The organism is Pseudomonas sp. DSP3-2-3, from assembly GCF_049898225.1.
Taxonomy (GTDB): Bacteria; Pseudomonadota; Gammaproteobacteria; order Pseudomonadales; family Pseudomonadaceae; genus Aquipseudomonas.
In genome coordinates this window covers 83,937-108,213 of record NZ_JAFCXH010000019.1, presented here as the reverse complement: position 1 = coordinate 108,213, position 24,277 = coordinate 83,937, and the positions used below count along the sequence as shown (strand labels likewise).

21 protein-coding genes are annotated in these 24,277 nt (G+C 58.5%); 12 read left to right on the top strand and 9 right to left on the bottom strand.

The window, feature by feature from the left end:
• Positions 1–214 precede the first annotated feature (214 nt).
• The gene (cfaB, locus tag ACP7E4_RS20945) at positions 215–1,399 is read left to right on the top strand and encodes a C17 cyclopropane fatty acid synthase CfaB (protein ID WP_426119302.1); all 1,185 of its coding nucleotides are present in this window, start codon (positions 215–217) and stop codon (positions 1,397–1,399) included.
• Between the two features lie 117 nt (positions 1,400–1,516).
• Here cfaB and cls read toward each other — a convergent pair whose 3' ends face one another.
• Entirely contained in the window at positions 1,517–2,956 is a 1,440-nt protein-coding gene (cls, locus tag ACP7E4_RS20940) for a cardiolipin synthase (protein ID WP_426119301.1), read from the bottom strand.
• A 169-nt stretch (positions 2,957–3,125) separates the two neighbouring features.
• On the opposite strand from cls, the gene ACP7E4_RS20935 reads away from it, so the two are divergent.
• The gene (locus ACP7E4_RS20935; protein ID WP_426119300.1) at positions 3,126–3,647 is read left to right on the top strand and encodes a DUF3617 domain-containing protein; all 522 of its coding nucleotides are present in this window, start codon (positions 3,126–3,128) and stop codon (positions 3,645–3,647) included.
• A 14-nt stretch (positions 3,648–3,661) separates the two neighbouring features.
• Here the strand turns inward: ACP7E4_RS20935 and folE2 are convergent, their stop codons facing one another.
• Complete coding sequence (folE2, locus tag ACP7E4_RS20930; RefSeq protein ID WP_426119298.1) at positions 3,662–4,558, bottom strand: GTP cyclohydrolase FolE2; 897 nt, start codon at positions 4,556–4,558, stop codon at positions 3,662–3,664.
• 103 nt (positions 4,559–4,661) lie between these two features.
• Between folE2 and ACP7E4_RS20925 the strand changes: the two genes are divergently transcribed.
• From ACP7E4_RS20925 to ACP7E4_RS20915, 3 genes are all read left to right on the top strand, one after another.
• Positions 4,662–5,894 (top strand): N-acetylmuramoyl-L-alanine amidase, encoded by a 1,233-nt coding sequence (locus ACP7E4_RS20925; RefSeq protein WP_426119296.1) that lies wholly within the window; start codon positions 4,662–4,664, stop codon positions 5,892–5,894.
• 145 nt (positions 5,895–6,039) lie between these two features.
• Positions 6,040–7,248 carry a zinc metallochaperone GTPase ZigA gene (gene zigA / locus ACP7E4_RS20920; RefSeq protein WP_426119295.1) on the top strand — a complete coding sequence of 403 codons (1,209 nt, stop codon included), beginning with the start codon at positions 6,040–6,042 and terminating at the stop codon, positions 7,246–7,248.
• The gene (locus ACP7E4_RS20915; RefSeq protein ID WP_426119294.1) at positions 7,248–7,898 is read left to right on the top strand and encodes a DUF1826 domain-containing protein; all 651 of its coding nucleotides are present in this window, start codon (positions 7,248–7,250) and stop codon (positions 7,896–7,898) included. The genes zigA and ACP7E4_RS20915 overlap by 1 nt, the downstream gene beginning before the upstream one ends.
• 123 nt (positions 7,899–8,021) lie before the next feature.
• On the opposite strand, the gene ACP7E4_RS20910 is transcribed toward ACP7E4_RS20915, so the two are convergent.
• Positions 8,022–8,393 carry an NADH:ubiquinone oxidoreductase gene (locus ACP7E4_RS20910; RefSeq protein WP_426119293.1) on the bottom strand — a complete coding sequence of 124 codons (372 nt, stop codon included), beginning with the start codon at positions 8,391–8,393 and terminating at the stop codon, positions 8,022–8,024.
• Positions 8,394–8,455: 62 nt separating this feature from the next.
• Between ACP7E4_RS20910 and ACP7E4_RS20905 the strand changes: the two genes are divergently transcribed.
• Positions 8,456–9,427, top strand: a complete 972-nt coding sequence (locus tag ACP7E4_RS20905) for a CobW family GTP-binding protein (RefSeq protein WP_426119292.1) — start codon at positions 8,456–8,458, stop codon at positions 9,425–9,427.
• Positions 9,428–9,455: 28 nt separating this feature from the next.
• Here ACP7E4_RS20905 and ACP7E4_RS20900 read toward each other — a convergent pair whose 3' ends face one another.
• Positions 9,456–9,848 (bottom strand): DUF3301 domain-containing protein, encoded by a 393-nt coding sequence (locus ACP7E4_RS20900; protein ID WP_426119291.1) that lies wholly within the window; start codon positions 9,846–9,848, stop codon positions 9,456–9,458.
• Between the two features lie 114 nt (positions 9,849–9,962).
• On the opposite strand from ACP7E4_RS20900, the gene pdxY reads away from it, so the two are divergent.
• Complete coding sequence (gene pdxY / locus ACP7E4_RS20895) at positions 9,963–10,829, top strand: pyridoxal kinase PdxY (RefSeq protein WP_426119289.1); 867 nt, start codon at positions 9,963–9,965, stop codon at positions 10,827–10,829.
• A 155-nt stretch (positions 10,830–10,984) separates the two neighbouring features.
• Here pdxY and ACP7E4_RS20890 read toward each other — a convergent pair whose 3' ends face one another.
• Positions 10,985–11,470: an acyl-CoA thioesterase gene (locus tag ACP7E4_RS20890; RefSeq protein WP_027901706.1), complete on the bottom strand. Its 486-nt coding sequence runs from the start codon at positions 11,468–11,470 to the stop codon at positions 10,985–10,987.
• Between the two features lie 298 nt (positions 11,471–11,768).
• Between ACP7E4_RS20890 and ACP7E4_RS20885 the strand changes: the two genes are divergently transcribed.
• Complete coding sequence (locus ACP7E4_RS20885; protein ID WP_426119288.1) at positions 11,769–13,532, top strand: cation:proton antiporter; 1,764 nt, start codon at positions 11,769–11,771, stop codon at positions 13,530–13,532.
• Positions 13,533–13,570: 38 nt separating this feature from the next.
• Here ACP7E4_RS20885 and ACP7E4_RS20880 read toward each other — a convergent pair whose 3' ends face one another.
• The 3 genes from ACP7E4_RS20880 to uvrD all read right to left on the bottom strand — a co-directional run bounded on the left by ACP7E4_RS20880 (position 13,571) and on the right by uvrD (position 17,477).
• On the bottom strand, positions 13,571–13,978 hold the full coding sequence (locus tag ACP7E4_RS20880; protein ID WP_020291645.1) for an SMI1/KNR4 family protein: 408 nt from the start codon (positions 13,976–13,978) through the stop codon (positions 13,571–13,573).
• A gap of 134 nt (positions 13,979–14,112) precedes the next feature.
• Complete coding sequence (locus tag ACP7E4_RS20875) at positions 14,113–14,964, bottom strand: Tim44 domain-containing protein (protein ID WP_426119286.1); 852 nt, start codon at positions 14,962–14,964, stop codon at positions 14,113–14,115.
• A 329-nt stretch (positions 14,965–15,293) separates the two neighbouring features.
• Positions 15,294–17,477: a DNA helicase II gene (gene uvrD, locus ACP7E4_RS20870; RefSeq protein ID WP_426119285.1), complete on the bottom strand. Its 2,184-nt coding sequence runs from the start codon at positions 17,475–17,477 to the stop codon at positions 15,294–15,296.
• Between the two features lie 244 nt (positions 17,478–17,721).
• On the opposite strand from uvrD, the gene ACP7E4_RS20865 reads away from it, so the two are divergent.
• The 3 genes from ACP7E4_RS20865 (at position 17,722) to ACP7E4_RS20855 (ending at position 21,658) form a co-directional block, all read left to right on the top strand.
• Complete coding sequence (locus tag ACP7E4_RS20865; protein ID WP_426119283.1) at positions 17,722–20,229, top strand: putative bifunctional diguanylate cyclase/phosphodiesterase; 2,508 nt, start codon at positions 17,722–17,724, stop codon at positions 20,227–20,229.
• Positions 20,230–20,380: 151 nt separating this feature from the next.
• Complete coding sequence (gene hexR / locus ACP7E4_RS20860; RefSeq protein WP_065832694.1) at positions 20,381–21,247, top strand: transcriptional regulator HexR; 867 nt, start codon at positions 20,381–20,383, stop codon at positions 21,245–21,247.
• A gap of 192 nt (positions 21,248–21,439) precedes the next feature.
• Entirely contained in the window at positions 21,440–21,658 is a 219-nt protein-coding gene (locus tag ACP7E4_RS20855; protein WP_426119281.1) for a PA3496 family putative envelope integrity protein, read from the top strand.
• Here ACP7E4_RS20855 and ACP7E4_RS20850 read toward each other — a convergent pair.
• Entirely contained in the window at positions 21,618–22,562 is a 945-nt protein-coding gene (locus ACP7E4_RS20850) for a LysR family transcriptional regulator (protein WP_331151409.1), read from the bottom strand. The two genes, ACP7E4_RS20855 and ACP7E4_RS20850, sit on opposite strands and share 41 nt — an antisense overlap.
• Before the next feature lie 219 nt (positions 22,563–22,781).
• On the opposite strand from ACP7E4_RS20850, the gene ACP7E4_RS20845 reads away from it, so the two are divergent.
• A complete protein-coding gene (locus ACP7E4_RS20845) occupies positions 22,782–24,197 on the top strand; it encodes an acetyl-CoA carboxylase biotin carboxylase subunit (RefSeq protein WP_065832691.1) in 1,416 nt (471 codons plus the stop codon).
• Positions 24,198–24,277: the final 80 nt, after the last annotated feature.

Here is a 24,277-nt window from a genome sequence, read left to right as displayed (position 1 = left end):
TGAGCTTTGAAGAACTCTGTTACAAATTAGAGGTCATTCAAGGTAAGGGTGTTCAATACAAGGCTGCAATGTGGGCTCGTATCAGTGGGCACAAGGCCGTTCCCGGAAGTCGATTTTTATAGTTTTGCTATAAAGCCTATAGCCTTTCAGCCCGTTAATCCGGGCTGGAATTGGACTACCCTTTTCGAGTTTCTGGATCAGGGGGTTAACTCAAATGCTCGCGCAACTTCCACCGGCCTTACAGAATCTTCATTTACCGCTGCGCCTCAAGCTCTGGGACGGCCATGAGCTGGATCTGGGACCTGCGCCCAGCGTCACCATTGTCGTCAAGGATCCCCGGCTGGTGTCCGAATTCACTCATCCAAGCCTTGGTCTGCTCGGCAGTGCGTTTGTCGAAGGCCGGCTGGAGATGGAGGGCTCGATCAGTGAAGTGGTCAGGGTCTGTGACGAACTCAGCCAGGCGCTGGTCGACGATGAAGACGGCGAATTCCACTCGTCGACGCAACACGACAAAGCCACCGATGCCGCGTCGATTTCCTATCACTACGACCTTTCCAATGATTTTTACCAGCTCTGGCTGGACAAAGAGATGGTCTATTCCTGCGCCTACTTCAAGACCGGCGAAGAATCGCTGGAACAGGCGCAACAAGACAAGTTTCATCACCTGTGCCGCAAGCTGCGGCTCAAGCCCGGCGAGTATCTGCTGGATGTCGGTTGCGGCTGGGGCGGGTTGGCGCGTTTTGCTGCGCGTGAGTACGGCGTGAAAGTCTTCGGTATTACCTTGAGCCGCGAACAACTGGAGCTGGGACGCGAGCGCGTCAAAGCCGAAGGCTTGCAGGACAAGGTAGATCTGCAACTGCTCGATTATCGCGACCTGCCCCAGGACGGTCGCTTCGATAAAGTCGTCAGCGTCGGCATGTTCGAGCACGTCGGCCACGCCAACCTTGAGTTGTACGCCCAGCGGCTGTTTGGCGCGGTGCGCGAGGGTGGGCTGGTGATGAATCACGGGATCACCGCCAAGCACACCGACGGCCGTCCGGTTGGGCGGGGCGCTGGTGAGTTCATCGGCCGCTATGTGTTTCCTAATGGCGAGTTACCGCACGTGTCGCAAATCAGCGCCCACATCAGCGAAACGGGCCTGGAGGTGGTGGACGTGGAAAGCTTGCGCCTACACTACGCCAAGACGCTGGGGCATTGGAGCTCGCGACTGGAAGCCAGGCTCGACCAAGCTGCGGCGATGGTGCCCGAGCAAACCCTGCGGATCTGGCGTCTGTACCTGGCCGGTTGTTCCTACGCATTCGCCCGTGGCTGGATCAATCTGCATCAGATCCTCGCGGTAAAACCTTATACCGATGGCAGGCACGAATTGCCCTGGACGCGGGAGGATATTTATCGGTAACGGGTTAAATCTGTGGGACCGGATTTATCCGGGAAGACGGCTTTCCAGTCGACACATATTTGTTGAATGTACGACCCTCTTCCCGGATGAATCCGGTCCCACAAGTTTTTGCGTCGCCTACAGAATCGGCGAAATCAATCGTGCGATGCGCATGCCCAGTTGTTGCAGATGGTGAGTTTCACGGCTCTCCTGAATCGAGATTTCATGGGCCTGGGCGAAGTCGTCGTTGAGCATGTGTTCCACTTCGCTGGCGAAGTCGCTGTCCACCGTCAGCAGCATCAATTCGAAATTCAGACGGAAAGAACGGTTGTCCAGATTGGCGCTGCCGATGGCGCTGATCTCGTTGTCCACCAGCACCACTTTCTGGTGCAGGAAACCCGGCAAGTACCGAAATACCCGCACGCCAGCACGCACCGCTTCAAACGCAAACAGGCTTGAGGCGAGGTAGACGATGTAGTGATCGGGGCGCGAAGGCAGCAACAGCCGCACGTCGACACCGCGCAATACCGCCAGGCGCAATGCCGCCGATACGGCCTCATCCGGAATGAAATAAGGGCTGGTGATCCACACCCGTTCGGTTGCCGAATGAATAGCTTCGACAAAGAACAGCGAGCAGGTTTCCTGGGCGTCGGCCGGGCCGCTGGCGAGCAACTGGCACAGCACGCCGTCTTCCGGGAATGACTCGGGAAGGCTCAGCGGTGGCAATTCCCGCGTGGCCCAGAACCAGTCTTCGGCAAACGATTCCTGCAAGCACGCGACCACCGGACCAATCACTTGCACATGGGTGTCGCGCCACGGTGCGAGCGGCGGCTTGAGACCGACGTACTCGTCGCCGACGTTATGCCCGCCGAGAAAGCCTTGTTCGCCGTCGACGACTACTATCTTGCGATGGTTGCGGAAGTTGATCTGGAAACGGTTCAGCCAACCACTGCGCGTCGCAAAAGCTTTGATCTGCACGCCACCGGCGCGTAATTTTTCGCTGTAGCTGCCGGGTAAGGCATGACTGCCGATGCGGTCGTAGAGCACGTAGATCGCCACGCCTTCAGCGGCTTTTTCCAGCAACAGATTCTGTAGCCTGCGCCCCAGTTCGTCGTCGTGAATGATGAAGAACTGAATCAGCACGGTTTCTTTCGCCTGGCTGATGGCTTCAAAGATCGCAGCGAAGGTCGCGTCGCCGTTGATCAACAACTTCACTTCGTTATTCGCCAGCGCTGGCATGCGTCCCAACTTGGGCATGGCGCGCAGGGATGCATACGCCTCGGATCGGCGCGCAGCTACAGCTTCTTCAATCCATGGCCGCCAGTTGAGGTCGCTGATCGCGGAGCGCATTTCTTCGTTGGCCTGACGTCGCGCCTTGATGTAGGCGTCGAACGAACTGCGACCAAACACCAGATAGGGAATCAACGCGACGTAGGGGATGAACAGCAGCGGCATGGCCCAGGCGATGGCGCCTTGTGCAGTGCGTACGGTCAGCAACGCGTGAATTGCTGCACCCGCTCCAACGAGATGGATGAAACCAATGACATAGCCGAAAAAATACGGGCTGTGATAATCCATGCGCAATCTTGCTCCGGGCCATTTGCTCATTAACAGACCACAGGCGATGGTGAATGTCGCTATTTAATTCGCCGTGCAACTGGCTGGCGGATCTGTCGTCTAAGCCTCATTGTTCGCAGTCTGTGACGGGCTGTCTTCTCAATCAATTGTTTGAAACAAGGATTCACAAATGAACAAACCCATGTTGGCGTTGATGTGTTGTCTCGCGGCGCCGCTGGCGCAAGCCCAAATGCTTCAACCGGGACTCTGGGAGCTGACTTCCAGCAATATGTTGGTTGACGGGCAGCCACTGCCGGACCTGCAACTGATGCTCGGTCAGCTACAAAACCTGCCACCTGAACAGCGCGCCATGATGGAACGCATGATGGAAAAACAAGGCGTGACGTTGGGCGGCAAGGGCGTGCGGTTTTGTTTGACTGAGTCTCAGGTCAAATCCGACGACATCCCGCTGACTGATCCGAAATCCGGGTGCAATCAGCAAGTGACGGCGCGCAATGGCAAGAACTGGAACTTCAAGTTCAGCTGCCCGAAAGCGCAAGGCACCGGGCAAGCGCAGTTCCTGAGTGATCGCGAGTTCACCACCAAAGTGATCGGCACGTTCAACGCCACCGGTCAGCAGCAAAACGGCAGCATGGATACGCGTGCGGTCTGGCTCGGTCAGCAATGCGGCGCGGTTAAACCGCGCACTTGAGTTTCAGCCAGCAGTTACGCGCAGAGCCAATTGCATGAACTCTGCGCAACCGCGTCGTGAGCGTGAAGGCTCTCGGCGTGGATGACCTTCAGCGTGAAGCCTTTTAGCGCCGGGTTGCGCTTGAACGTTCGATGCAGCCGTCGTGCTGCATCTTCGCAGAACATCAGGTTTTGCCCATTCGCCAAGGCAAACGCCTGCTCGTCGGCGCGCTTTACTGCGGTCTGCACTGCTGTTCCCAGCGCCGCTTCTGCTTGATCAATCAATTGCAGTGTTGGGAATTCACTAACAAATTCATTGAGTTGCACGTGAATCTGCGCGGTACTTCGCTGGCTGTGCGGCGTCGCAACTATTCCTTCGGTACTGCCTAGCCATTCCAGGACTGCGGCTGATTCAAGCTGCTTGGCGGGAAAATCCTCGATGAACTGCTGCTGAATCAGCTGACGCGCCAACGCTGCCGAGCAGGGGCAGGTAGATGAATAACTCACGTCAATTTTTAGTTCCACGTGGAACATTCCGTTTTTCAAGCGAGCGAAGATGCTGATTGGATAGGATTTCCAGCCAGCCAGTGCGCTTACCAGCGCAGGTCGTTTCAGCAGAGATTCCACGTGAATGTTCAGATAAGCATTGTTCGAAAGCCCTTCATGGCTCTGTAGAAAGCTCTCAAGTAGCCGGCGCATGGACGCGGGCGTCAAGTCTTCGTTTTCCAGCTTTTCCAGCGCCAGATATAGCCGCGACATATGAATGCCGCGAGCAGCGCCGTCATCGAGGCTCACGCCAACATCTGCCTTGGCGATCAGGCGTTTGCCCTCCATCAGAATCGGCAGCGCGATGCCGCACATGCCGACCCAATCCAGTGGCAGGGCCTGTCTTGAAGCTTGCGCGGCGATATCCGGAAGTGTCGCAACATTCATGAAAGGGGCCGCCTGGAGGTTAAAACATCATGTTATATTATTACAGTTAGACCGACGATTACTTTTTGGGCTGGGATGCTCTGCAACTTTAGTGAGCCATGCCATGCACCGACGTCAAATTTTGCTCAATCTCTTACTGGCCAGCGCTGCACTGGTTTTGCCTTTGGGTGCTGATGCTGCGCAGATTCGCAACGCGCGTTTGTGGCGGACCGATGACAAGCTGCGGCTGGTGCTGGATCTGAGCGGCCCGGTGCACTACAAGACCTTCTCTCTGGGCGCGCCGGACCGGTTGATCATCGATATCAGTGGCGCGCGTCTTACCGGAGATTTCAGCCAGCTCGCCTTGACCAATACGCCGATCAAGTCGATTCGCTCCGGCCATTACGGTCAGGGCGATGACACACGCATCGTGCTGGATCTGACCGCGCCGGTGCAGCTCAACAGTTTTCTGCTGGGGCCGGAAGGTAGCCAGGGGCATCGACTGGTTCTGGACCTGGGTGCAGCGCTGCATACGCCCGTGCAACTGGCTGCGGTGGGCGCACAGCCGCCTGCGCCGCAGCCCTCACCGTTGCTCGACAAGGCCCATCCCAAGCGCGATGTCATGGTGGTGATTGATCCTGGTCACGGCGGCAAAGACCCAGGCGCGATTGGGGCCAAAGGCGAACGGGAAAAAGACGTGGTGCTGTCCATTGCCCAGCTGCTGGCCAAGCGGATCAAGCGCGAGAAAGGCTTCGACGTACGTCTGGTGCGCAACGAGGACTTCTTCGTGCCGCTGCGCAAACGCGTGGACGTCGCGCACAAATACAACGCCGATATCTTTATCTCGATCCACGCCGATGCCGCGCCACGGCTCACAGCGTCCGGCGCTTCGGTGTATGCGTTGTCGGAAGGCGGAGCGACGTCGGCGACGGCGCGCTTCATGGCGCAGCGGGAAAACGGCGCGGATCTGCTGGGCGCTACCAGCCTGCTGAACCTCAAGGACAAGGACCCGATGCTTGCGGGAGTGATTCTCGACATGTCGATGAATGCCACCATCGCCGCCAGCCTGCAACTGGGCAATACCATTCTCGGCAGCCTGGCTGACATCACCACGCTGCACCAAAAACGCGTCGAACAGGCCGGGTTTGCTGTGCTCAAGTCGCCGGATGTGCCGTCGATTCTGGTGGAAACCGGGTTTATCTCCAACGTGCGCGACAGCCAGCGTTTGGTCACGGCGCGTCATCAGCAGGCTGTGGCTGATGGATTGTTTGCAGGGCTGCAACGTTATTTCCAACGCAACCCGCCGGCTGATTCGTATGTGGCGTGGCAGCAGGGGCAGAAAGCAGGGCAGGTGTAGGGGCTAACTTGTTGGCGGGGCGTTGCTTCGCGGGCAAGCCTCGCGTCAACGGATCTTCACGTAATCGAAAGATTGGCATGTTTGTATTGTTATATTATAACATAAACATCCTGCAACCTGTCCCAAGCCGCCGATGAGAACCCTCATGCCCAATCGTCTTCCCGTTACTGTGCTGTCCGGCTTTCTTGGCGCGGGCAAAAGTACCTTGCTCAATTACGTGTTGCGCAACCGTGAAAACCTGCGGGTGGCGGTGATCGTCAACGATATGAGCGAGATCAACATCGATGGCAGCGAAGTTCAGCGTGATGTCAGCCTGAACCGTGCCGAAGAGAAACTGATCGAGATGAGCAACGGCTGCATTTGCTGCACCTTGCGCGAAGACCTGCTCGAAGAAGTCAGTCGCCTGGCTCAGGACGGGCGCTTCGATTATCTGTTGATCGAATCCACCGGGATTTCCGAACCGCTGCCCGTGGCGGAAACCTTTACCTTTCGCGACGAGGCGGGCAAAAGCCTGGCGGATATGGCCCGCCTGGACACCATGGTCACGGTGGTCGACGGGGTAAATTTCCTGCTCGATTACCAGGCCGCTGAAAGTCTGGCGAGTCGCGGGCAAACCCTGGGAGATGATGACGAACGCTCGATCACCGACCTGCTGATCGAGCAGATCGAATTCGCCGACGTGATCCTGATCAGCAAGATCGACTTGATCAGCTCCAGCGAACGCCAGGAGTTGATGGCGATTTTGCAGCGCCTCAATGCCCATGCGGAAATCATCGCCATGGTCATGGGCGAGGTTCCACTGGCGAAAATCCTCAACACCGGGCGTTTCGATTTTGAGCGCGCTTCCCTGGCGCCGGGATGGCTCAAAGAGCTGCGTGGCGAGCATGTGCCGGAAACCGAAGAATATGGCATCGCGTCCACGGCTTACCGCGCGCGTCGCCCGTTCCATCCCGAGCGGTTTTTCAGCTTCATTGATCGCGAATGGACCAACGGCAAGCTGCTGCGCTCCAAGGGTTTTTTCTGGCTGGCCAGCAAACCCAAAGACGCGGGCAGCTGGTCTCAGGCTGGCGGATTGATGCGTCACGGGTTCGCCGGTCGCTGGTGGCGTTTTGTGCCTGCTGTGCAATGGCCGGAGGACAAAGAAAGCAACGCGGCGATCATGCAGACCTGGAGCTCGCAAACTGGCGACTGTCGTCAGGAATTGGTCTTCATCGGCCAGAACATCGACTTCGCCCAGCTCGCGGCTGAGTTGGACGATTGTTTGCTGACCGACGCGGAAATGGCGCTCGGAATCGACGGCTGGGGTCAGCTGCCGGACCCATTCGGCCCTTGGCATGACGAGGAGGCCGCCTGATGCTGGCACCCGCATTGAAATGGCGTCCGCTGGTTCGCCAGGTTCAGGCCGACAAGCCGGAGATCCTTGGAAAAATCCTTGAGGAGGACGTCAATCTGGCTATCTGGCAACGTCAACTGCCAGCGCACATCGAAGACTTCGGCCAGTTGCTGCTGTCGCTGAACGAACCTCTGGCCGAATCCATGACCCTGGAAATGGCTGATGACGACGCCGAGCCTGAGCTGCGCGGCCTGGCCTCAGCCTATGCGGATCTCGAAGGGTATTCGGGGTTTATTGCCGACGTATCGTGGCTGGTCAGCGCTTACGCGTGTCTGCTGGGCGCGAAGTGCATTGGCCTGCGCCTGCGGGTATTGGACAAGGCGATGTGCCCACGCTTTCATGTTGATCACGTTCCGGTGCGGCTGATCACGACCTATGCCGGAATCGGCAGCCAATGGTTGAAAGAGGGCACCATGGATCGCAGCCAATTGGGCAGGGCGAAAGCCGAGCCGCAGGATGCGCTGAAGATCCAGCAGATCAATAGTGGCGACGTCGCGCTGCTCAAGGGCGAACGCTGGATCGGCAATGAAGGCTTCGGCCTGATCCACCGCTCGCCGCAACCGCGCAAGGACGGGCGCCGTTTGTTGTTGAGCCTGGATTGGCTGGATTGAAATGCTCGTTGGCGAGGCTTGCCCGCGAAGAGGCCGGGACAGGCTCCGGCTATCTCTCTGACTGAACCGACGCCTTCCCGGATAAATCCGGTCCCACGGTAATCCCGCTGTGATTCAGCGTCCTTACGGCACCAACCACTGCCCCTGACTTTGCCCTTCGCAAAACGGCTTGAGGTAATGCGCGTCGCTGGCGACGCCGTAATAGTGAATGTTCTCGCGATAGGGCATATTGGCGACTTGCGCGTTGCTGCACACGCCGAAAGCCCCCGCCGGGCATTGCTCGGAGTAGGTGACGTCGACTTTCTGTCCAGCCAGCTGCGGTTGGCAGAAACCTTCCTTGAAGAGCTTTTGCGGAATGGTGCGGTTTTCCTGGCAGACTTTCACGTCGAGTCGCTCGGCCTGGGTATGCACCAAACACGCCTCGGCCAGGACCTGATTCGACGTCATCGCCAACAGCACCAATGCCAGCCACAACGGCCGCTTGATCACGCGCATTATTGCCTTCCTGAATTTCATATCGATAGTTCGTTATTTCGCCATCTTCAGAAGCGATCCACATGCTGCAAAACATCCCGACCCACGTCATCAGCGGCCCTCTGGGCGCCGGCAAGACCAGCCTGATCAAGCATCTGCTGGCGCAAAAGCCCGTGCATGAACGCTGGGCGATCCTGATCAACGAGTTTGGTCAGATCGGGCTGGATGCCGCGCTCTTGGCCACGGCCGCCGATGGTATCTCACTTGGCGAAGTGGCTGGTGGCTGCCTTTGCTGCGTGAACGGCGCGCCATTCCAGATCGGCCTGGGCCGTTTGTTGCGCAAATCCAGGCCGGATCGTCTGTTGATCGAGCCTTCCGGTCTCGGCCATCCGGCGCAATTGCTCAAGCAGTTGCGTGAAGCGCCATGGCAAGGCGTGCTGGCGGTGCAGCCAAGTGTGATGGTGCTTGATTCAGTGTCATTGGCGAAGGGTCAGGCGCTGCCGCCCAGCCAGCAGGATGCCCTGGCGGACGCGGGTTTGCTGGTGCTGAATAAATCCGCGCAGCTGAGTGAAGATGAGCGAAAGCGCATCGTCGAGACATTGCCGAATCGACCTCTGATCTGGACGGAACTGGGTGCGCTGCCGCTGTCGGAGTTACCGGGAGTTAATCAGCAAGGGGCTGTGGATAACTCAGCTGTTGATAAGCTGATTCTGCCGAAAAGCCTGGCGCAGATGCCCGCGATCTGGACTGATCCACACCAGCCGATCTGCCTCAGTCAGGGTCAGGTGGAAGGCTGGAGCATCGGCTGGCGCTGGCATCCCGGCCAGCGTTTCGACCTGACGCGCATTCAGCAGTGGCTGGAAAACCTGTCCTGGCGAAGAGCGAAGCTGGTTATCCACAGCCCGGCTGGCTGGTTTTCGGCCAATGCTCTGGAAGGCGCTGCGATTGAGTGGCACATCAGCGAATGGCGCAAGGATTCCCGCCTGGAACTGATCTTCAGCGAGGCTCAGGACGAGGCCCGATTGCAGGCGCAGTTGGCGGCGTGCTTGCTCTAGCTCAAGTTATCCACAGCAAGTTTGTGCGTTACTGCTTCCACTTGTTGTGTTCCTGACGCCATTCACTCAATTGAATGATTTGCGCTGACGGCGGCGGCGTTTTGATTTCAAACGGGTAGGGCGCCAGCTCGATCTGCGCACTGTGGGCGCCGAACATGGTGATGGTGCCGGGATGCCGATGCTCGCCCGTGACCGTGAATTCGAAGTTATACACCCGCGCCAAGCGTTTACGGCCTTGGGCATCGCGGGCGAAGGTGAGGCGACGCAATGCCACGTTGCCGTCCAGCAGTTCCAGTTCCAGTCGGGCGCAATGTTGCTTGACCCGCTCCAGCGCGCGTTCGCGCAAGCCATGGGAATGCCACAACCAGGCAGCGCCGGTTGCAAGCAGCATCAAGACGAACATGTTTCCCAAGGTCAGCATGAAAAGGGCGCTCCAACGAAGAGTCTCCAGCTTAACCGTCTCTAATGATTTCCAGCCATACTGCGCGACTTAAATTTCTTCTTACTGCATTTGCATCGTGTTCAGGATCTTGTCATGAAACGTACACCCCATTTGCTCGCCATCCAGTCTCATGTTGTATTCGGCCATGCTGGCAACGGCGCTGCTGTGTTTCCGATGCAGCGTGTCGGGGTCAATGTCTGGCCGCTGAATACGGTGCAGTTCTCCAATCACACGCAATACGGGCAATGGACCGGCGAAGTGCTGGCGCCGCAGCAGATTCCTGCGTTGATCGACGGCATCGCCGCCATCGGCGAGCTGGGCAATTGCGATGCGGTGCTCTCGGGTTATCTGGGCAGTGCGGCGCAGGGGCGGGCGATTCTCACGGGCGTTGCGCGGATCAAGGCGGCCAACCCCAAGGCGTTGTATCTGTGCGACCCGGTAATGGGCCATCCGGAGAAGGGTTGCAGCGTGCCAGCCGAGGTCAGTGATTTTCTATTGGAAGAAGCGGCGGCGGTGGCGGATTTCATGTGCCCCAACCAGTTGGAGCTGGACAGCTTCTCTGGGCGCAAACCCGAATCGCTGCTCGATTGCCTGAGCATGGCCCGGGCTTTATTGGCGCGTGGGCCGAAAGCCATTGTGGTCAAACACCTGGATTACCCCGGCAAGGCCGCTGACGGCTTTGAGATGTTACTGGTGACTGCCGATGCCAGTTGGCACCTGCGCCGCCCGCTACTGGCCTTTCCGCGTCAGCCAGTGGGCGTTGGCGATCTGACCTCCGGGTTGTTCCTGGCGCGCATCCTGTTGGGGGACGCGCCGGTGGCTGCTTTCGAATTCGCCGCAGCGGCGGTTCATGAGGTGCTGCTGGAAACCCAGGCTTGCGGCAGCTACGAACTGGAACTGGTGCGCGCCCAGGACCGAATCGCTCATCCGCGGGTGAAGTTCGAGGCGGTGCGGTTGTAAGGGCAGCAGTAAACTTGTAAGGCACGAACCTGTGGGAGCGAGCTTGCTCGCGAAGGTGGTGGTTCAGCCACCAGAAACGCGTGGGTCGTATGACCTCTTCGCGAGCAAGCTCGCTCCCACCCAAACTCGTCCCTACAACAGATGGCTCTTCTGAATTACAGTGTTTCGTCCTTGATTTCCTGATAGCGCTTTTCCAGCTCCTGACGAATCTGCCGACGCTGCTGGGCCTGGATGTAGCGGCGTTTGCCGTCAGGGCTTTCCGGCTCCAGCGGCGGGACGCTGGCCGGTTTGCGCTGGTCGTCTACGGCGACCATGGTGAAGAAGCAGCTATTGGTGTGGCGCACCGAGCGCTCGCGGATGTTCTCCGTCACCACTTTGATGCCGACTTCCATCGATGTATTGCCGGTGTAGTTGACTGACGCCAGGAACGTTACCAGCTCGCCCACATGAATCGGTTCGCGGAAAATCACCTGATCCACCGACAAGGTCACGACGTAGCGGCCCGCATAGCGGCTGGCGCAGGCGTAGGCGACTTCATCGAGGTATTTCAGAAGGGTACCGCCGTGCACGTTGCCAGAGAAATTGGCCATGTCCGGGGTCATCAATACAGTCATCGACAGCTGGGCGTTTCCGGGTTCCATAGCGTACTCACGATCAAGGCGGTTCAGAGGTTTGCACCTTATGGCGGTGCTTTCGGGCTATTGATCAACAAAGAGCTAATCAACAAAGAACAGTTATCGGGACGCTTGCTGGCTCAGGGCCGTCACGCGCTCAAGCCGATCTGTTTCCATATATTGCACCGGCTTTCGCAATGAATGTGCGGTGTTAACCTGCAAAAGCCCGTGGATCGGGTTAATTCCTACATATTCATCAGAATTTTCGTCGCGACGGCCAGGCATTAACGGGCTCGCGCTGTCGATTTCTCAAGGAGCCGGAACCATGCATGCCATCAGTTTTATTCAGGATTTGGCAGTGATCATGCTGGTGGCCGGTGTCGTGACGATCGTCTTTCATCGCCTGAAACAACCGGTGGTCCTCGGGTATATCGTCGCCGGCTTCATCATCGGCCCGCACACGCCGCCGGTCGGGCTCATCCATGACGAGCAGACCATCAAGACCCTCGCCGAGCTGGGGGTGATTTTCCTGATGTTTTGCCTGGGCCTCGAATTCAGCCTGCGCAAGTTGTTCAAGGTCGGTGCCACGGCGTTTATCGCCGCGTTTCTCGAAATCACCCTGATGATCTGGATCGGCTATGAGATCGGCCAGTTCTTCGGTTGGAATTCCATGGATTCGCTGTTCCTCGGCGCGATCCTGGCGATTTCCTCGACCACCATCATCGTCAAGGCGCTCAACGACCTGAAGATGAAAAACCAGCACTTCGCGCAGCTGATTTTCGGCGTGCTGATCGTTGAAGACATTCTGGGTATTGGCATCATCGCGCTGTTGTCGGGGATTGCAGTGAGCGGCACGGTTAGTTCCGGGGAGGTTTTTTCCACGGTCGGCAAGCTGTCGCTGTTCATGATCGTGGCATTGGTCATCGGCATTCTGCTGGTGCCGCGATTGCTGGCTTACGTCGCCAAATTCGAAAGCAACGAGATGCTGTTGATTACCGTTCTGGGCCTGTGTTTTGGCTTCTGCCTGCTGGTGGTCAAGCTGGAATACAGCATGGTTCTCGGCGCGTTCCTGATCGGGGCGATCATGGCCGAGTCCCGGCAGTTGTTGAAAATCGAGCGCCTGATCGAGCCTATTCGCGACATGTTCAGCGCAATCTTCTTCGTCGCTATTGGCTTGATGATCGATCCGATGATCCTGCTGGATTACGCCTGGCCCATCGCCGTTATCACCGTCGCTGTGGTGCTGGGCAAAATGATTTCCTGCGGCCTTGGTGCGTTTATCGCCGGCAATGACGGCAAAACATCCCTGCGGGTCGGGATGGGGCTTTCGCAGATTGGCGAATTCTCCTTCATCATCGCGGCCCTGGGCATGACGTTGCAGGTCACCAGCGACTTCCTCTATCCGGTCGCGGTGGCGGTGTCTGCGATAACGACGCTGCTGACGCCTTATCTGATTCGCGGTGCAGATCCGCTGTCGCACAAGCTGGCCGGTATCGTGCCGCAGCGCGTGGCCCGGGTGTTCGGCATGTATGGCGAATGGCTGCGCAGCATTCAGCCACAAGGCGAAGGCGCGTTGCTGGCGTCGATGATCCGCAAGATCCTGCTACAAGTCGGGATCAATCTGGCATTGGTGATGGCGATTTTCTTCAGCGGCGGTTATTTCGCCGAGCGCATCGGTGTGTACATGAGCGAATGGATCGCCGATGAGAGCCTGCAGAAAGCCTGGATCTGCGGCGCAGCTTTGTTGCTGTCGCTGCCGTTCCTGATCGCTGCGTATCGCAAGCTCAAGGCCCTGTCGATGTTGCTGGCGGAAATGGGCGTGAAGCCGGAAATGGCCGGTCGCCACACTGCACGGGTGCGCAAGGTGATCGCCGAGGTGATTCCGTTGTTGTCGCTACTGGTGATTTTCCTGCTGCTGGCGGCGTTGTCGGCGAGCATTCTGCCGACCAGCGAACTGCTGATCTTGATCGCAGTCATCGCGGCGATTGTGGCTGCCGTCGCCTGGCGCTGGTTCATCCGGGTGCATACGCGCATGCAGATCGCGTTGCTGGAAACCCTGGGCAATCATCAGGAGCCGTCCGAGCATTAGGATTGCCCTGGCTCGGTCGGCTCCCGATTAACGCGGACTCAGCTTTCCAGCCAGACGTCCCGCGCCCAGTGCCAGACCGATTCCCAGCTTTCTTCGGTAACCAGCTCTTCTTCGCCGGACCACAGCACGACGGTGCCGTCTTCTTCGACGCAGTAGTAGTCTTCGCCATCCTGACAGATCGGGATCAGCTCGCGCGGCACGCCGATGTCCCACGCGTTCGCGGCAACTTCAGGCAAGTACGTGTGCGATTGCGGATCGGTGATCGTCACCGGCTCAAGGCTGCCGTACACCACATCACTGACCGTCAGCAAAAACTCTTTGAAGACGAACGGGATGTTGATGAACAGCTGTTCCTCGACTTCTACCAGCTGGTCTTCGTCGGGCAATTCAAGCGGAACCGGGACTGGTTCATTCGCTTCACGTAATTGTTCAATGACTTCTTCCACGGCCTGGCTCCTCTAAACTGATGGCGCGGGTTATACAGTAGCCTAAAGCCTTTCTCAAAATAACTATTCGAACAGATAAGACAAAACCCCGGACGAGTCCGGGGTTTTGGATGCAGCTTTCATGACGCAGCGGATCAGCCGTTCTGGCGGATACCGGCAACCAGCCAAGGCTGGTTGTCGCCTTGAGGGCGTTCCATGTTCCAGCTTTCACTGAACACTTCACCCTGGTCAAAGCGCGAAGTCTTGGAGACGCCGCTGAACGTCAGGGTCGCGATGGTCTTGTCTGCACGATCATCCAGGCCGTCGAGTTGCACGTTCAGGTTGTCGATGAACGTCGACTGGAAGCCTTCGCCCAGATCGGCACGTTCCTTTTTCAGGAACTCCAGCATTTGCGGGGTCACGAACTCGGAGATCTTGTCCATCTCGTTGGCATCCCAGTGCTGTTGCAGCGACTGGAAGTGGCTACGAGCGGCTTCGAGGAAGCGGGTTTCGTTGAACCATGCTGGCGCGTTGATCACTGGCGCTGCAGCGGAAGAACCGCCACCGAAGATCGAGTTCTGCGCAGGCTGTTCAACGCTTTCACGCTGAAACGCAGCAGGACCGGCAGCAGTGGCCATTTGCGGGCCTTGTTGCTTGCGACGACGGGCCGCGATGAAGCGGAAGATCAGGAAGGCAATGACCGCCATGATCAGGATGTCGAAGATTTGCATCCCCTGGAAGCCGTCGCCCATGAACATGGAAGCGAGCAGGCCGCCGGCAGCGATACCGGCCAACGGGCCGAGCCAGCGCGAAGCACCGCTTGCAGCAGGTGCAGGACGACCGGCAGCGTTAGGCGCAGCGGCAGGGGTGGACGGAGCAGTTTGGCGCGCCTGGTGAGTCGGCGCCGAGCCCATGCTCTTGCCGCCACCGAAACGCGCGGCGCTGGCGTCAAGGCTCATGGTGAGCCCGATGCACAGCGCCAGAGCGATGCTTAGAAAACGTTGCATAAGGGTATTCCCGTTTTATGGATTGCACGCGCGCCATATTGCATAGGGCATAGGTGTATAGCTAGTGGCCAAATGTTTCCGGCTTTTGCGTAAGAGCCCGAAGACCCTATAAAGGTTGGTCTGTAGGGCTTCGGTAAAAGTTCTGTAGGACACCGCCGTTGGGCGTAGTCATCTATATGGAGCTGACGGGTGGGAGATTCAAGCTGTGATCCTCGTGGGACCGGCTTTAGCCGGGAAGGAGGCATTTCTGACGCTGAAGATGCGGCGGATGTATAACCCTCTTCCCGGCTAAAGCCGGTCCCACTAAGCCGGTCGCACAAAGTTTCGAATCAAATCGCTTCGAGCTTCGCATACCCCATCATCAGCCACTTGCTGCCTTCTTCGAAATTGACCTGCACCCGCGCCTGGGCGCCGGCGCCTTCGAAGTTGAGGATCACGCCTTCGCCAAACACGGCGTGCTGCACGCGCTGGCCCAGGCTGAACGCGGTTTCCGGGATTCCGGTGCCGTTGAACAGACTGCTGGTGCTGACTTTTTGCGTACCACCAAAAGGCCGACTCACGCTATTGGACAGGCGCACTTCCTGAATCAGCAATGGCGGAATCTCGCGTACGAAGCGTGAGACCTTGTTGTAGGTCTCACTGCCATACAGACGTCGGGTTTCGGCGTAGGTCATCACCAGCTGTTGCATGGCGCGGGTGATGCCGACGTACGCCAGACGACGCTCTTCCTCAAGACGGCCCGGTTCTTCAAGGCTCATCTTGTGCGGGAACAGGCCTTCTTCCATGCCCACCAGGAACACATAGGGGAATTCCAGGCCCTTGGCGCTGTGCAGCGTCATCAACTGAATGCTGTCTTCGTGCTCTTCAGCCTGAGTGTCGCCCGATTCCAGCGACGCATGACCAAGGAACGCCGCCAGTGGTGTCAGCTCAGCGTCTTCTTCAGCGTTCTCGAAGTTGCGCGCGGCGCTGACCAATTCCTCAAGGTTTTCCACCCGAGCCTGGCCTTTTTCGCCTTTCTCTTCCTTGTGATAGTTGATCAGGCCGGACTGCTCGATGACGGTTTGCGTCATCAGGTGCAGCGGCATTTCCATGACCTTGGCTGCAAGATTTTCGATCAGCTCGACGAACAGCCCCAAAGCGCCAGCAGCGCGCCCAGTGAGGCCTTTATTGGCGATCAGCTGGCGCGTGGCTTCCCACATGGACACATCGGCGTGGCGCGCGTGCTGACGAATGGCTTCGACGGTTTTTTCGCCGATTCCACGCGCTGGCACGTTGATCACGCGCTCAAGGGCCGCATCGTTGCCACGACCTTCCAGCAAACGCAGGTACGCCATGGCGTTCTTGATTTCGGCGCGTTCGAAGAAGCGCTGGCCGCCATAGATGCGATACGGAATCCGCTCGCGCAGCAACGCTTCTTCGAGAACCCGCGACTGGGCGTTGGAACGGTAAAGAATGGCGATGTCGCTACGCGCCAGGCCGGTCTTGAGCGCGCTTTCGATGGTTTCCACCACGTAGCGGGCCTCATCGTGCTCGTTGAAGGCGGCATACAGATTGATCAGCTCGCCATCGCCGACATCAGTCCACAGCTCTTTGCCCATGCGGCCGCTGTTATTGACGATCAGGCCGTTAGCCGCCTTGAGGATGCTGGCGGTGGAGCGATAGTTCTGTTCCAGACGGATGACTTCGGTGTCAGGAAAATCATCGGAATACTGGTGAATGTTCTCGATTTTCGCGCCGCGCCAGCCGTAGATCGACTGGTCGTCATCGCCGACCACCATCAGGCTGTCGCCACCCTGGGCGAGCAGGCGCAACCAGGCGTACTGCACGGCGTTGGTGTCCTGGAATTCGTCCACCAGAACGTGCCGGAAGCGCCGCTGGTAGTGGGCGAGCAGACCGGGATTGTCGCGCCACAGGTCAAGGGCGCGCAGCAGCAATTCGGAAAAGTCGATGACCCCGGCGCGCTGGCAGGCGACTTCGTAGGCTTCGTAGATCGACTTCATGGTCGCCAGGAACAAATCGCCGCTGGCCTGAATGTGTTTCGGGCGCAGGCCTTCGTCTTTCTGGCCATTGATGAACCACTGGGCCTGTTTGACCGGCCAGCGCTGTTCGTCCAGGCCCAGCTCACGGATCACCCGCTTGACCAGCCGGGTCTGATCATCGCTGTCCAGGATCTGGAACGTCTGCGCCAGACCGGCTTCCTGCCAGTGCGCACGCAGCAGGCGGTGCGCCAGGCCGTGGAAGGTGCCGACCCACATGCCCGCCGGGTTGATCCCCATCAGCTGCTCGATGCGGTGGCGCATCTCCGCAGCCGCCTTGTTGGTGAACGTCACCGACAGGACAGAGTGTGGCGAGGCTTGCTCGACCTGGATCAACCAGGCGATGCGATGCACCAGCACACGGGTTTTGCCGGAACCAGCGCCGGCCAGGACCAACTGACGACCCACGGAGGCAGCTACGGCCTGGCGTTGGGCATCGTTGAGGGAATTAAGCAGAAGGGAGAGGTCATCGCGCATCGGCGCATTCTAGGGTGCCGAGCGAAGCCGGGCAAACCATGCTTTGCACCAGGCGATAAACGCAGGGTTCCGGACGACCGGTAAGTCAGTCCCCACAAGCGTGCATCGGCACCGAAAAGATCAAGCATCTACGACCAAAGTAACCGACTAACCGCTATTTATATGAGCTCGGACAGTTTGGTCTGTGACATCGCTTGTGTATGCTCCGTGCACGCTCAAGGCCCTATCATTATAAGAATCTGCCATGACATTCAGCTCCAGTGCCCAGGACGCGACAGCTGCTGACCGGCGCAACATTAGCAAGCAGTTCGCCACCCAGTTGGCGGTCGAGCGCACACGCCTGCTGTACCAGGGTTCGCTACTGCCAACCCTGCTCATGTTTATCAATGGCCTGGTCTGCGCCTGGCTGTTGTGGAGCCCGCAACGCTATTTGCTGGTGGGTATCTGGCTTGGCTGGCTTTCGGCCTTGATTTGCTTGCGGGTCATTCAGGCGACCGCTTTTCGCAGTGCTTCTGCCGAGCGCCAGGCTCAGCCGATCTGGGGACGAATGTTCTTGCTCGGGGCTGGGGTCAGCGGGCTGACCCTGGCCAGCGCCGCGCTGGTGTTGGTGCCCGCGGAAAACTTCCAGCAACAAGCCTGGGTGTTTGGCCTGATCGGCGCGGCGACCTTATCTGCCAGCATTGCTTACGCCGCGAGCATCACGGCATTCCTGACCTTTACCGTACCGTGCCTGCTGCCGCCGATCATTTACCTGTTCTGGGGTGGTGACGTGCCGTTGCGCGGTTGGGGTTGGCTGGGCCTGATCCTGTTGTTCGCCCTGATCGTGGTCGCCTGGCAGGTCAATCGGCTGATCCAGCGCGGTCTGATCCGGCGTTTTCAGAATCAGGCCCTGATCGAGAACCTGCAGCAAGCGCAAGCCCGAAGCGACCAGCTCAATCAGGAGCTGGCCCGGGAAATCGAGCAGCGGCGCAATGCCGAGCGCGATTTGCGTGATGCGCAGGCGGGCCTCGAAGAACGTGTTGCGCAACGCACCCTTGAGCTGGAAGAGGCTAATCAGACGCTCAGCCAAAGCCCGCCGCGTCTGGCCGCGACGGTATTTGAAGCCGCCAGTGAAGGCATTGTGATCTTCGATCCGGAGTACAACATTCTGACGGTCAATCAGGCGTTCAGTCGGGTCAGTGGCTATCAGCCGGAGGATCTGGTCGGACGTAAAGTGACCGACGTTGCCAGCAGTCGCGATGCGCGGCGGCATTTTTCGGCCATTCATCAGGCGCTTGAGCAAATCGGCAGCTGGCAAGGCGAGCTGGTTGAAACCCGCAAGAACGGCGAGCTGTATCCGCAGTGGCTGCAACTGAGCGTAGTGCGCGATGGTGCAGGCAAGATGAGTCATATTGTCGGCTTCTTCGCCGATCTTTCCGCGCGCCGCGAATCTGAAGAGCGCATGCGATATCTGACCCACTTCGATGAGCTGACCGGGCTGGCCAATCGCTCGCTGTTCACCGAGCGCCTGCGTGAAGCCAACAAACGCGTGCGCCAGGGCGGAAGAAGCCTGGCGTTGCTGCACATCAATCTGGACCGTTTCAAGCTGCTCAACGACAGCCTCGGGCATGAAGTCGCCGACCAGTTGCTCAAGCAGGTTGCGCGACGGCTGAGCAGCGCGCTGCCAGAAGCCGACACCATCGCCCGCTTGTCCGGCGACGAGTTTGCGGTGTTATTCGATGCCTACGCCAATCTGTCCAGCCTTGCACGGGTAACCAGCCGGTTGCTGGCCAAACTGCGCACGCCCATTTCGGTGGGCGGGCATGAACTGGTGGTCAGCGCGTCGGTGGGTATCAGCCTGCTGCCTGATTCGGCCCGGGAAATCCCGGCGCTGGTCAGCCAGGCCAACATGGCCATGCAGCATGCCAAGCACTTGGGCGGCAACAATTTCCAGTTCTATACCGAAAGCCTGCAAGCCAGCACGCTGGAGCGTTTGCAGCTGGAAATTCAGCTGCGCAAGGCCATCGAAGAGAAGCAGCTGGAAGTCTTCTATCAGCCCAAACTGTGCCTGGCCACAGGTCGGCTGGATGCTGTCGAGGCGTTGGTGCGCTGGCGGCATCCAGTCATGGGCATGGTGCCGCCGGGGGATTTTATCGGGCTGGCCGAAGAGACCGGTTTGATCGGTGCCATCGGCGAATTCGTGCTGCGCGAATCCTGTCGCCAGGCCTGCGAATGGCAGCGTCAGGGGCTCGCCCCGATTCGCGTGTCGGTCAACCTGTCGGTGCACCAGTTGCGTCAGGGCAAGCTGGTCAGCCTGGTGCGCCAGGTCCTCGAAGAAACCGGTCTGGCGCCGCAATGGCTGGAGCTTGAACTGACCGAAAGCCAGCTGCTGGACAGCGTCGAACACATCATTGCGACCTTTCATCAGTTGCGCGAGCTGGGCGTAAAACTCGCTATCGACGATTTTGGCACCGGCTATTCTTCCTTGAGTTATCTGAAACGCTTCCCGGTGGACTACGTAAAAATCGATCAGGCCTTTATTCGCGGGCTTGGCGAAGGAACCGAAGACGCAGCGATCACCCGCGCGATCATCGCCATGGCCCACAGCCTCGGGCTGAAAGTCGTGGCCGAAGGTGTCGAGAATCAGGTGCAGCTGGATTTCCTCAAGGTCAACGAGTGCGACGAAGTGCAGGGTTACCTGATCAGCCGGCCGATTGAGGCGGGGGCGTTGGCGGGGGTTTTGAATGAATATGCCGCCAGGGACGGCAGTTGACGTCGGATTGATCCCACGCAATTGCTGGATAGGTCATTCAATCTCTGGTGTAAGACCGGGTAAGCTCGTTTAACTGGGCGTCCCGCAGGTCATGTAGTATAACTACAAGAAAGCTACATCCCGGCCAACGCACCATTATCGAGTCTGCCCCTTGAATCTGCTGCAACACATTGCCCAGTCGCGCCATCTGCTACGCAAATCGGAACTCAAGGTCGCCGATCACGTGCTGCTTGACCCTGCGGCTGTGATGCACAGTTCCATGGCGGATCTGGCGCACAGCGTTGGCATCAGCGAACCGACCATCGTGCGTTTTTGCCGCGCCATTGGTTGCACTGGCTTTCAGGATCTGAAGCTCAAGCTGGCGCAAAGCCTGGCGGCGGGGGCGAGTTTTGGTCAGTTCGCGATTCATGAAGATGATTCGGTCGCTGATTACAGCCTGAAGATCTTCGACACCACGTTGCACACCTTGATGGAAGTGCGCGAGAACCTCGATCCCCATGCTTTGCAACTGGCGGTCAGCGCCATGGCAGCGGCCAAGCGGGTTGAGTTCTACGGTTTTGGCGCGTCCGGCGCAGTGGCGGCGGATGCCCAGCACAAGTTTTTCCGGCTGTTGCTCAGCGCGGCGGCTTATTCCGATCCGCACATGCAGGCCATGTCCGCCGTGACCCTGAAGCCTACGGATGTTGCGGTGTGCATCTCGCAGTCCGGACGCTCCAAGGATCTGCTGATTACCGCGAATCTGGTGCGCGAAAGCGGCGCGACCTTGATTACCCTGTGCCCGAGCCAGACGCCGTTGGCCGAGTTGTCGTCGGTCAACCTGGCCATCGACGTGCATGAAGACACGGAAATCTACACCCCGCTGACCTCGCGTATCGCCCACCTGGTGGTGATCGACGTATTGGCGATGGGCGTCGCCATGGCGCGCGGCCCGAGCCTGGTCAACCACCTGAAAAGCGTCAAACGCAGCCTGCGCAGCCTTCGTCTGTCGCCCAAGTCAGTCAAATCCCACGAGGATTGATAACACGCCGTTTTGATTTTGTGGGAGCGACCGGGGTGGCGATCCACCTTGCTCGCGAAGAGGTCCGCACACCCAGCCATTTTTCATGGTTTGCAAAATTGTCTTCGCGAGCAAGCTCGCCCCCACGGTTTCATCGTTTTGTCACCATTCCCGCCCATTCTGTATTCCCACACACGCATTGGGAGACAGGATATGGCTCGGCATCATGATGACTCGAACAGCACCGTCAAAACCCGTCGTCAGCAGGAAGACCAGCGTCGGATGGAATTTCGCCGTGCAATCGAAAGCTATTCGGAAGAGCGCAAGCTAAATCAAGCGCTCTCGGATTTCGACGACAGTATTTCCGGTCGTTTCTGGCAAGCTTCCGGTGCTAGCGAAGGCGTCCGTCGAAACGCTCGACAAGCTGGCTGATCTGCGCGCGTTCGGTGCGGATGAAACCAAGGAAGGCATGAGCCACCGGCGATAGACGTCTGTCCCTGGCTTGCACCACGCACCAGCTGCGATACAGCGGCAGCTCCGCCACGGGCAGCTCGACGAGCATGCCGGTGGCGAGTTCGAGGCTGACCGCATGGCGCGTGAGCAGCGCAATGCCCAGCCCGGCCACGACGCATTCGCGCTGCGCCTCGTGGGACGCAACCTCCAGCGTCTGTGTGAAATGCACGCGCTTGTCCTTGAAGTATTCCTCACACGCCTTGCGCGTCCCCGAGCCGCTTTCCCGAATCAATAGCGGATAGGGTTCCAGATCTTTAAGCGCCAAAGCTTGCCCGTTGCACAGCGGATGGTCCGGCGGCGCGACCGCGACAATCGGATTGTTGAGGAAGGGCAGGAATTCGAGGCCCATGTCCTGGGGCACCATGGACATCACCACAAGATCGTCGCGATTGTCGGAAAGCCGTCTGATGACCTGGGCACGATTGACGACCGTCAGGTTAAGGATGACTTCCGGATAGTTGCGCTTGAAGGCGGCAAAAAGGTGCGGAACGAAATATTTGCAGCTCGACTCGACCGCCAGCTTGAGTTGACCTTGCAGCGAGCCCTGCAAATCGGTGAGCTGCATATCCAGGCTTTCCAGGCGCCCGAAAATGTCGCGGCTGGCCAGTTGCAGCGCCTCGGCGGCCTCGGTCAGGTAGAGCTTTTTGCCGATGTATTCGAACAGCGGCTGGCCGATCAGCTCTTCCAGCTGCCGTATCTGCAAGCTGACAGCCGGTTGCGTGAGGGCCATTTCATCCGCCGCGCGGCTGTAAGAACGCAGATCACAGACTTCGTTGAAAATCCGTAACTGACGTAATGTCATACGCATCAATGACTTACGCATTCTTAACGGCTCCTTCGAATAGCTGAAGTGCCAACTATAAGCTTTTACTTATAGTCATCCCAATATTTACTCATTTTTGTTTATCGCTGATCCGGCATAGGGTTGTCGTGCGACAAGAAACCACATGTGCAGTTACAAAAAAGCAGCGACCGAAGCGATATCCGGTCCTGCGCCGAGCGGCTTTGTCGCTTCGTCTGTTCAATGGTCGAGGAAATACTCGTGATAACAAAAATCCTGATCGCCAACCGCGGTGAGATCGCTGTCCGTATCGTGCGCGCTTGCGCCGAAATGGGCATCCGCTCCGTAGCGATCTTTTCCGACGCCGACCGCCATGCGCTGCACGTCAAACGCGCTGACGAGGCCCACAGTATTGGTGCCGAACCGCTGGCCGGTTACCTGAACCCGCGCAAGCTGGTCAACCTGGCCGTGGAAACCGGTTGTGATGCGCTGCACCCCGGTTATGGCTTCCTCTCGGAAAACGCCGAACTTGCTGATATCTGCGCCGAACGTGGAATCAAATTCATCGGACCTTCGGCAGAAGTCATCCGTCGCATGGGTGACAAAACCGAAGCCCGACGCAGCATGATCAAGGCAGGCGTACCGGTTACGCCTGGCACCGAAGGCAATGTCGCGGACATCGCCGAAGCGCTGGTCGAAGGCGACCGCATCGGCTATCCGGTGATGCTCAAGGCCACTTCCGGTGGCGGTGGGCGTGGCATTCGTCGCTGCAACAGCCGTGAAGAACTGGAGCAGGCATTCCCACGGGTGATCTCGGAAGCGACCAAGGCGTTTGGCTCGGCCGAAGTCTTCCTCGAAAAATGCATCGTCAATCCCAAGCACATCGAAGCGCAGATTCTGGGCGACAGTTTTGGCAATGTGGTGCATCTGTTCGAGCGCGACTGCTCGATCCAGCGCCGCAACCAGAAGCTCATCGAAATCGCGCCAAGCCCGCAGCTCACGCCGGAACAACGCGCCTACATCGGCGATCTGTCGGTGCGTGCGGCCAAGGCGGTGGGTTACGAGAACGCCGGCACCGTGGAATTCCTGCTCGCCGAGGGCGAGGTGTATTTCATGGAGATGAACACCCGGGTGCAGGTGGAACACACCATCACCGAAGAAATCACCGGCATCGATATCGTTCGTGAGCAGATCCGCATCGCCTCCGGCCTGCCATTGTCGGTCAAGCAGGAAGACATCATCCATCGCGGTTTTGCCCTGCAATTCCGGATCAACGCCGAAGACCCGAAGAACAATTTCCTGCCCAGCTTCGGCAAGATCACCCGTTATTACGCGCCCGGCGGCCCCGGCGTGCGGACCGACACGGCGATCTATACCGGCTACACGATTCCGCCGTATTACGACTCCATGTGCCTGAAGCTGATTGTCTGGGCGCTGACCTGGGAAGAGGCGATGGATCGCGGTCTGCGCGCCCTGGACGACATGCGTCTGCAAGGCGTGAAGACCACCGCCGCGTACTACCAGGAAATCCTGCGTAACCCGGAATTTCGTAGCGGTCAGTTCAACACCAGCTTCGTCGAAGCTCACCCGGAACTGACCAACTACTCGATCAAGCGCAAACCCGAAGAGCTGGCCCTGGCCATCGCCGCCGCCATTGCCGCCCATGCGGGCTTATGAATAAGCCAGCGGCAAGCCTCAAGCCGCAAGCTTCAAGTAAAAGCAGATTTGCTCTTACTTGCCGCTTGTAGCCTGGAGCT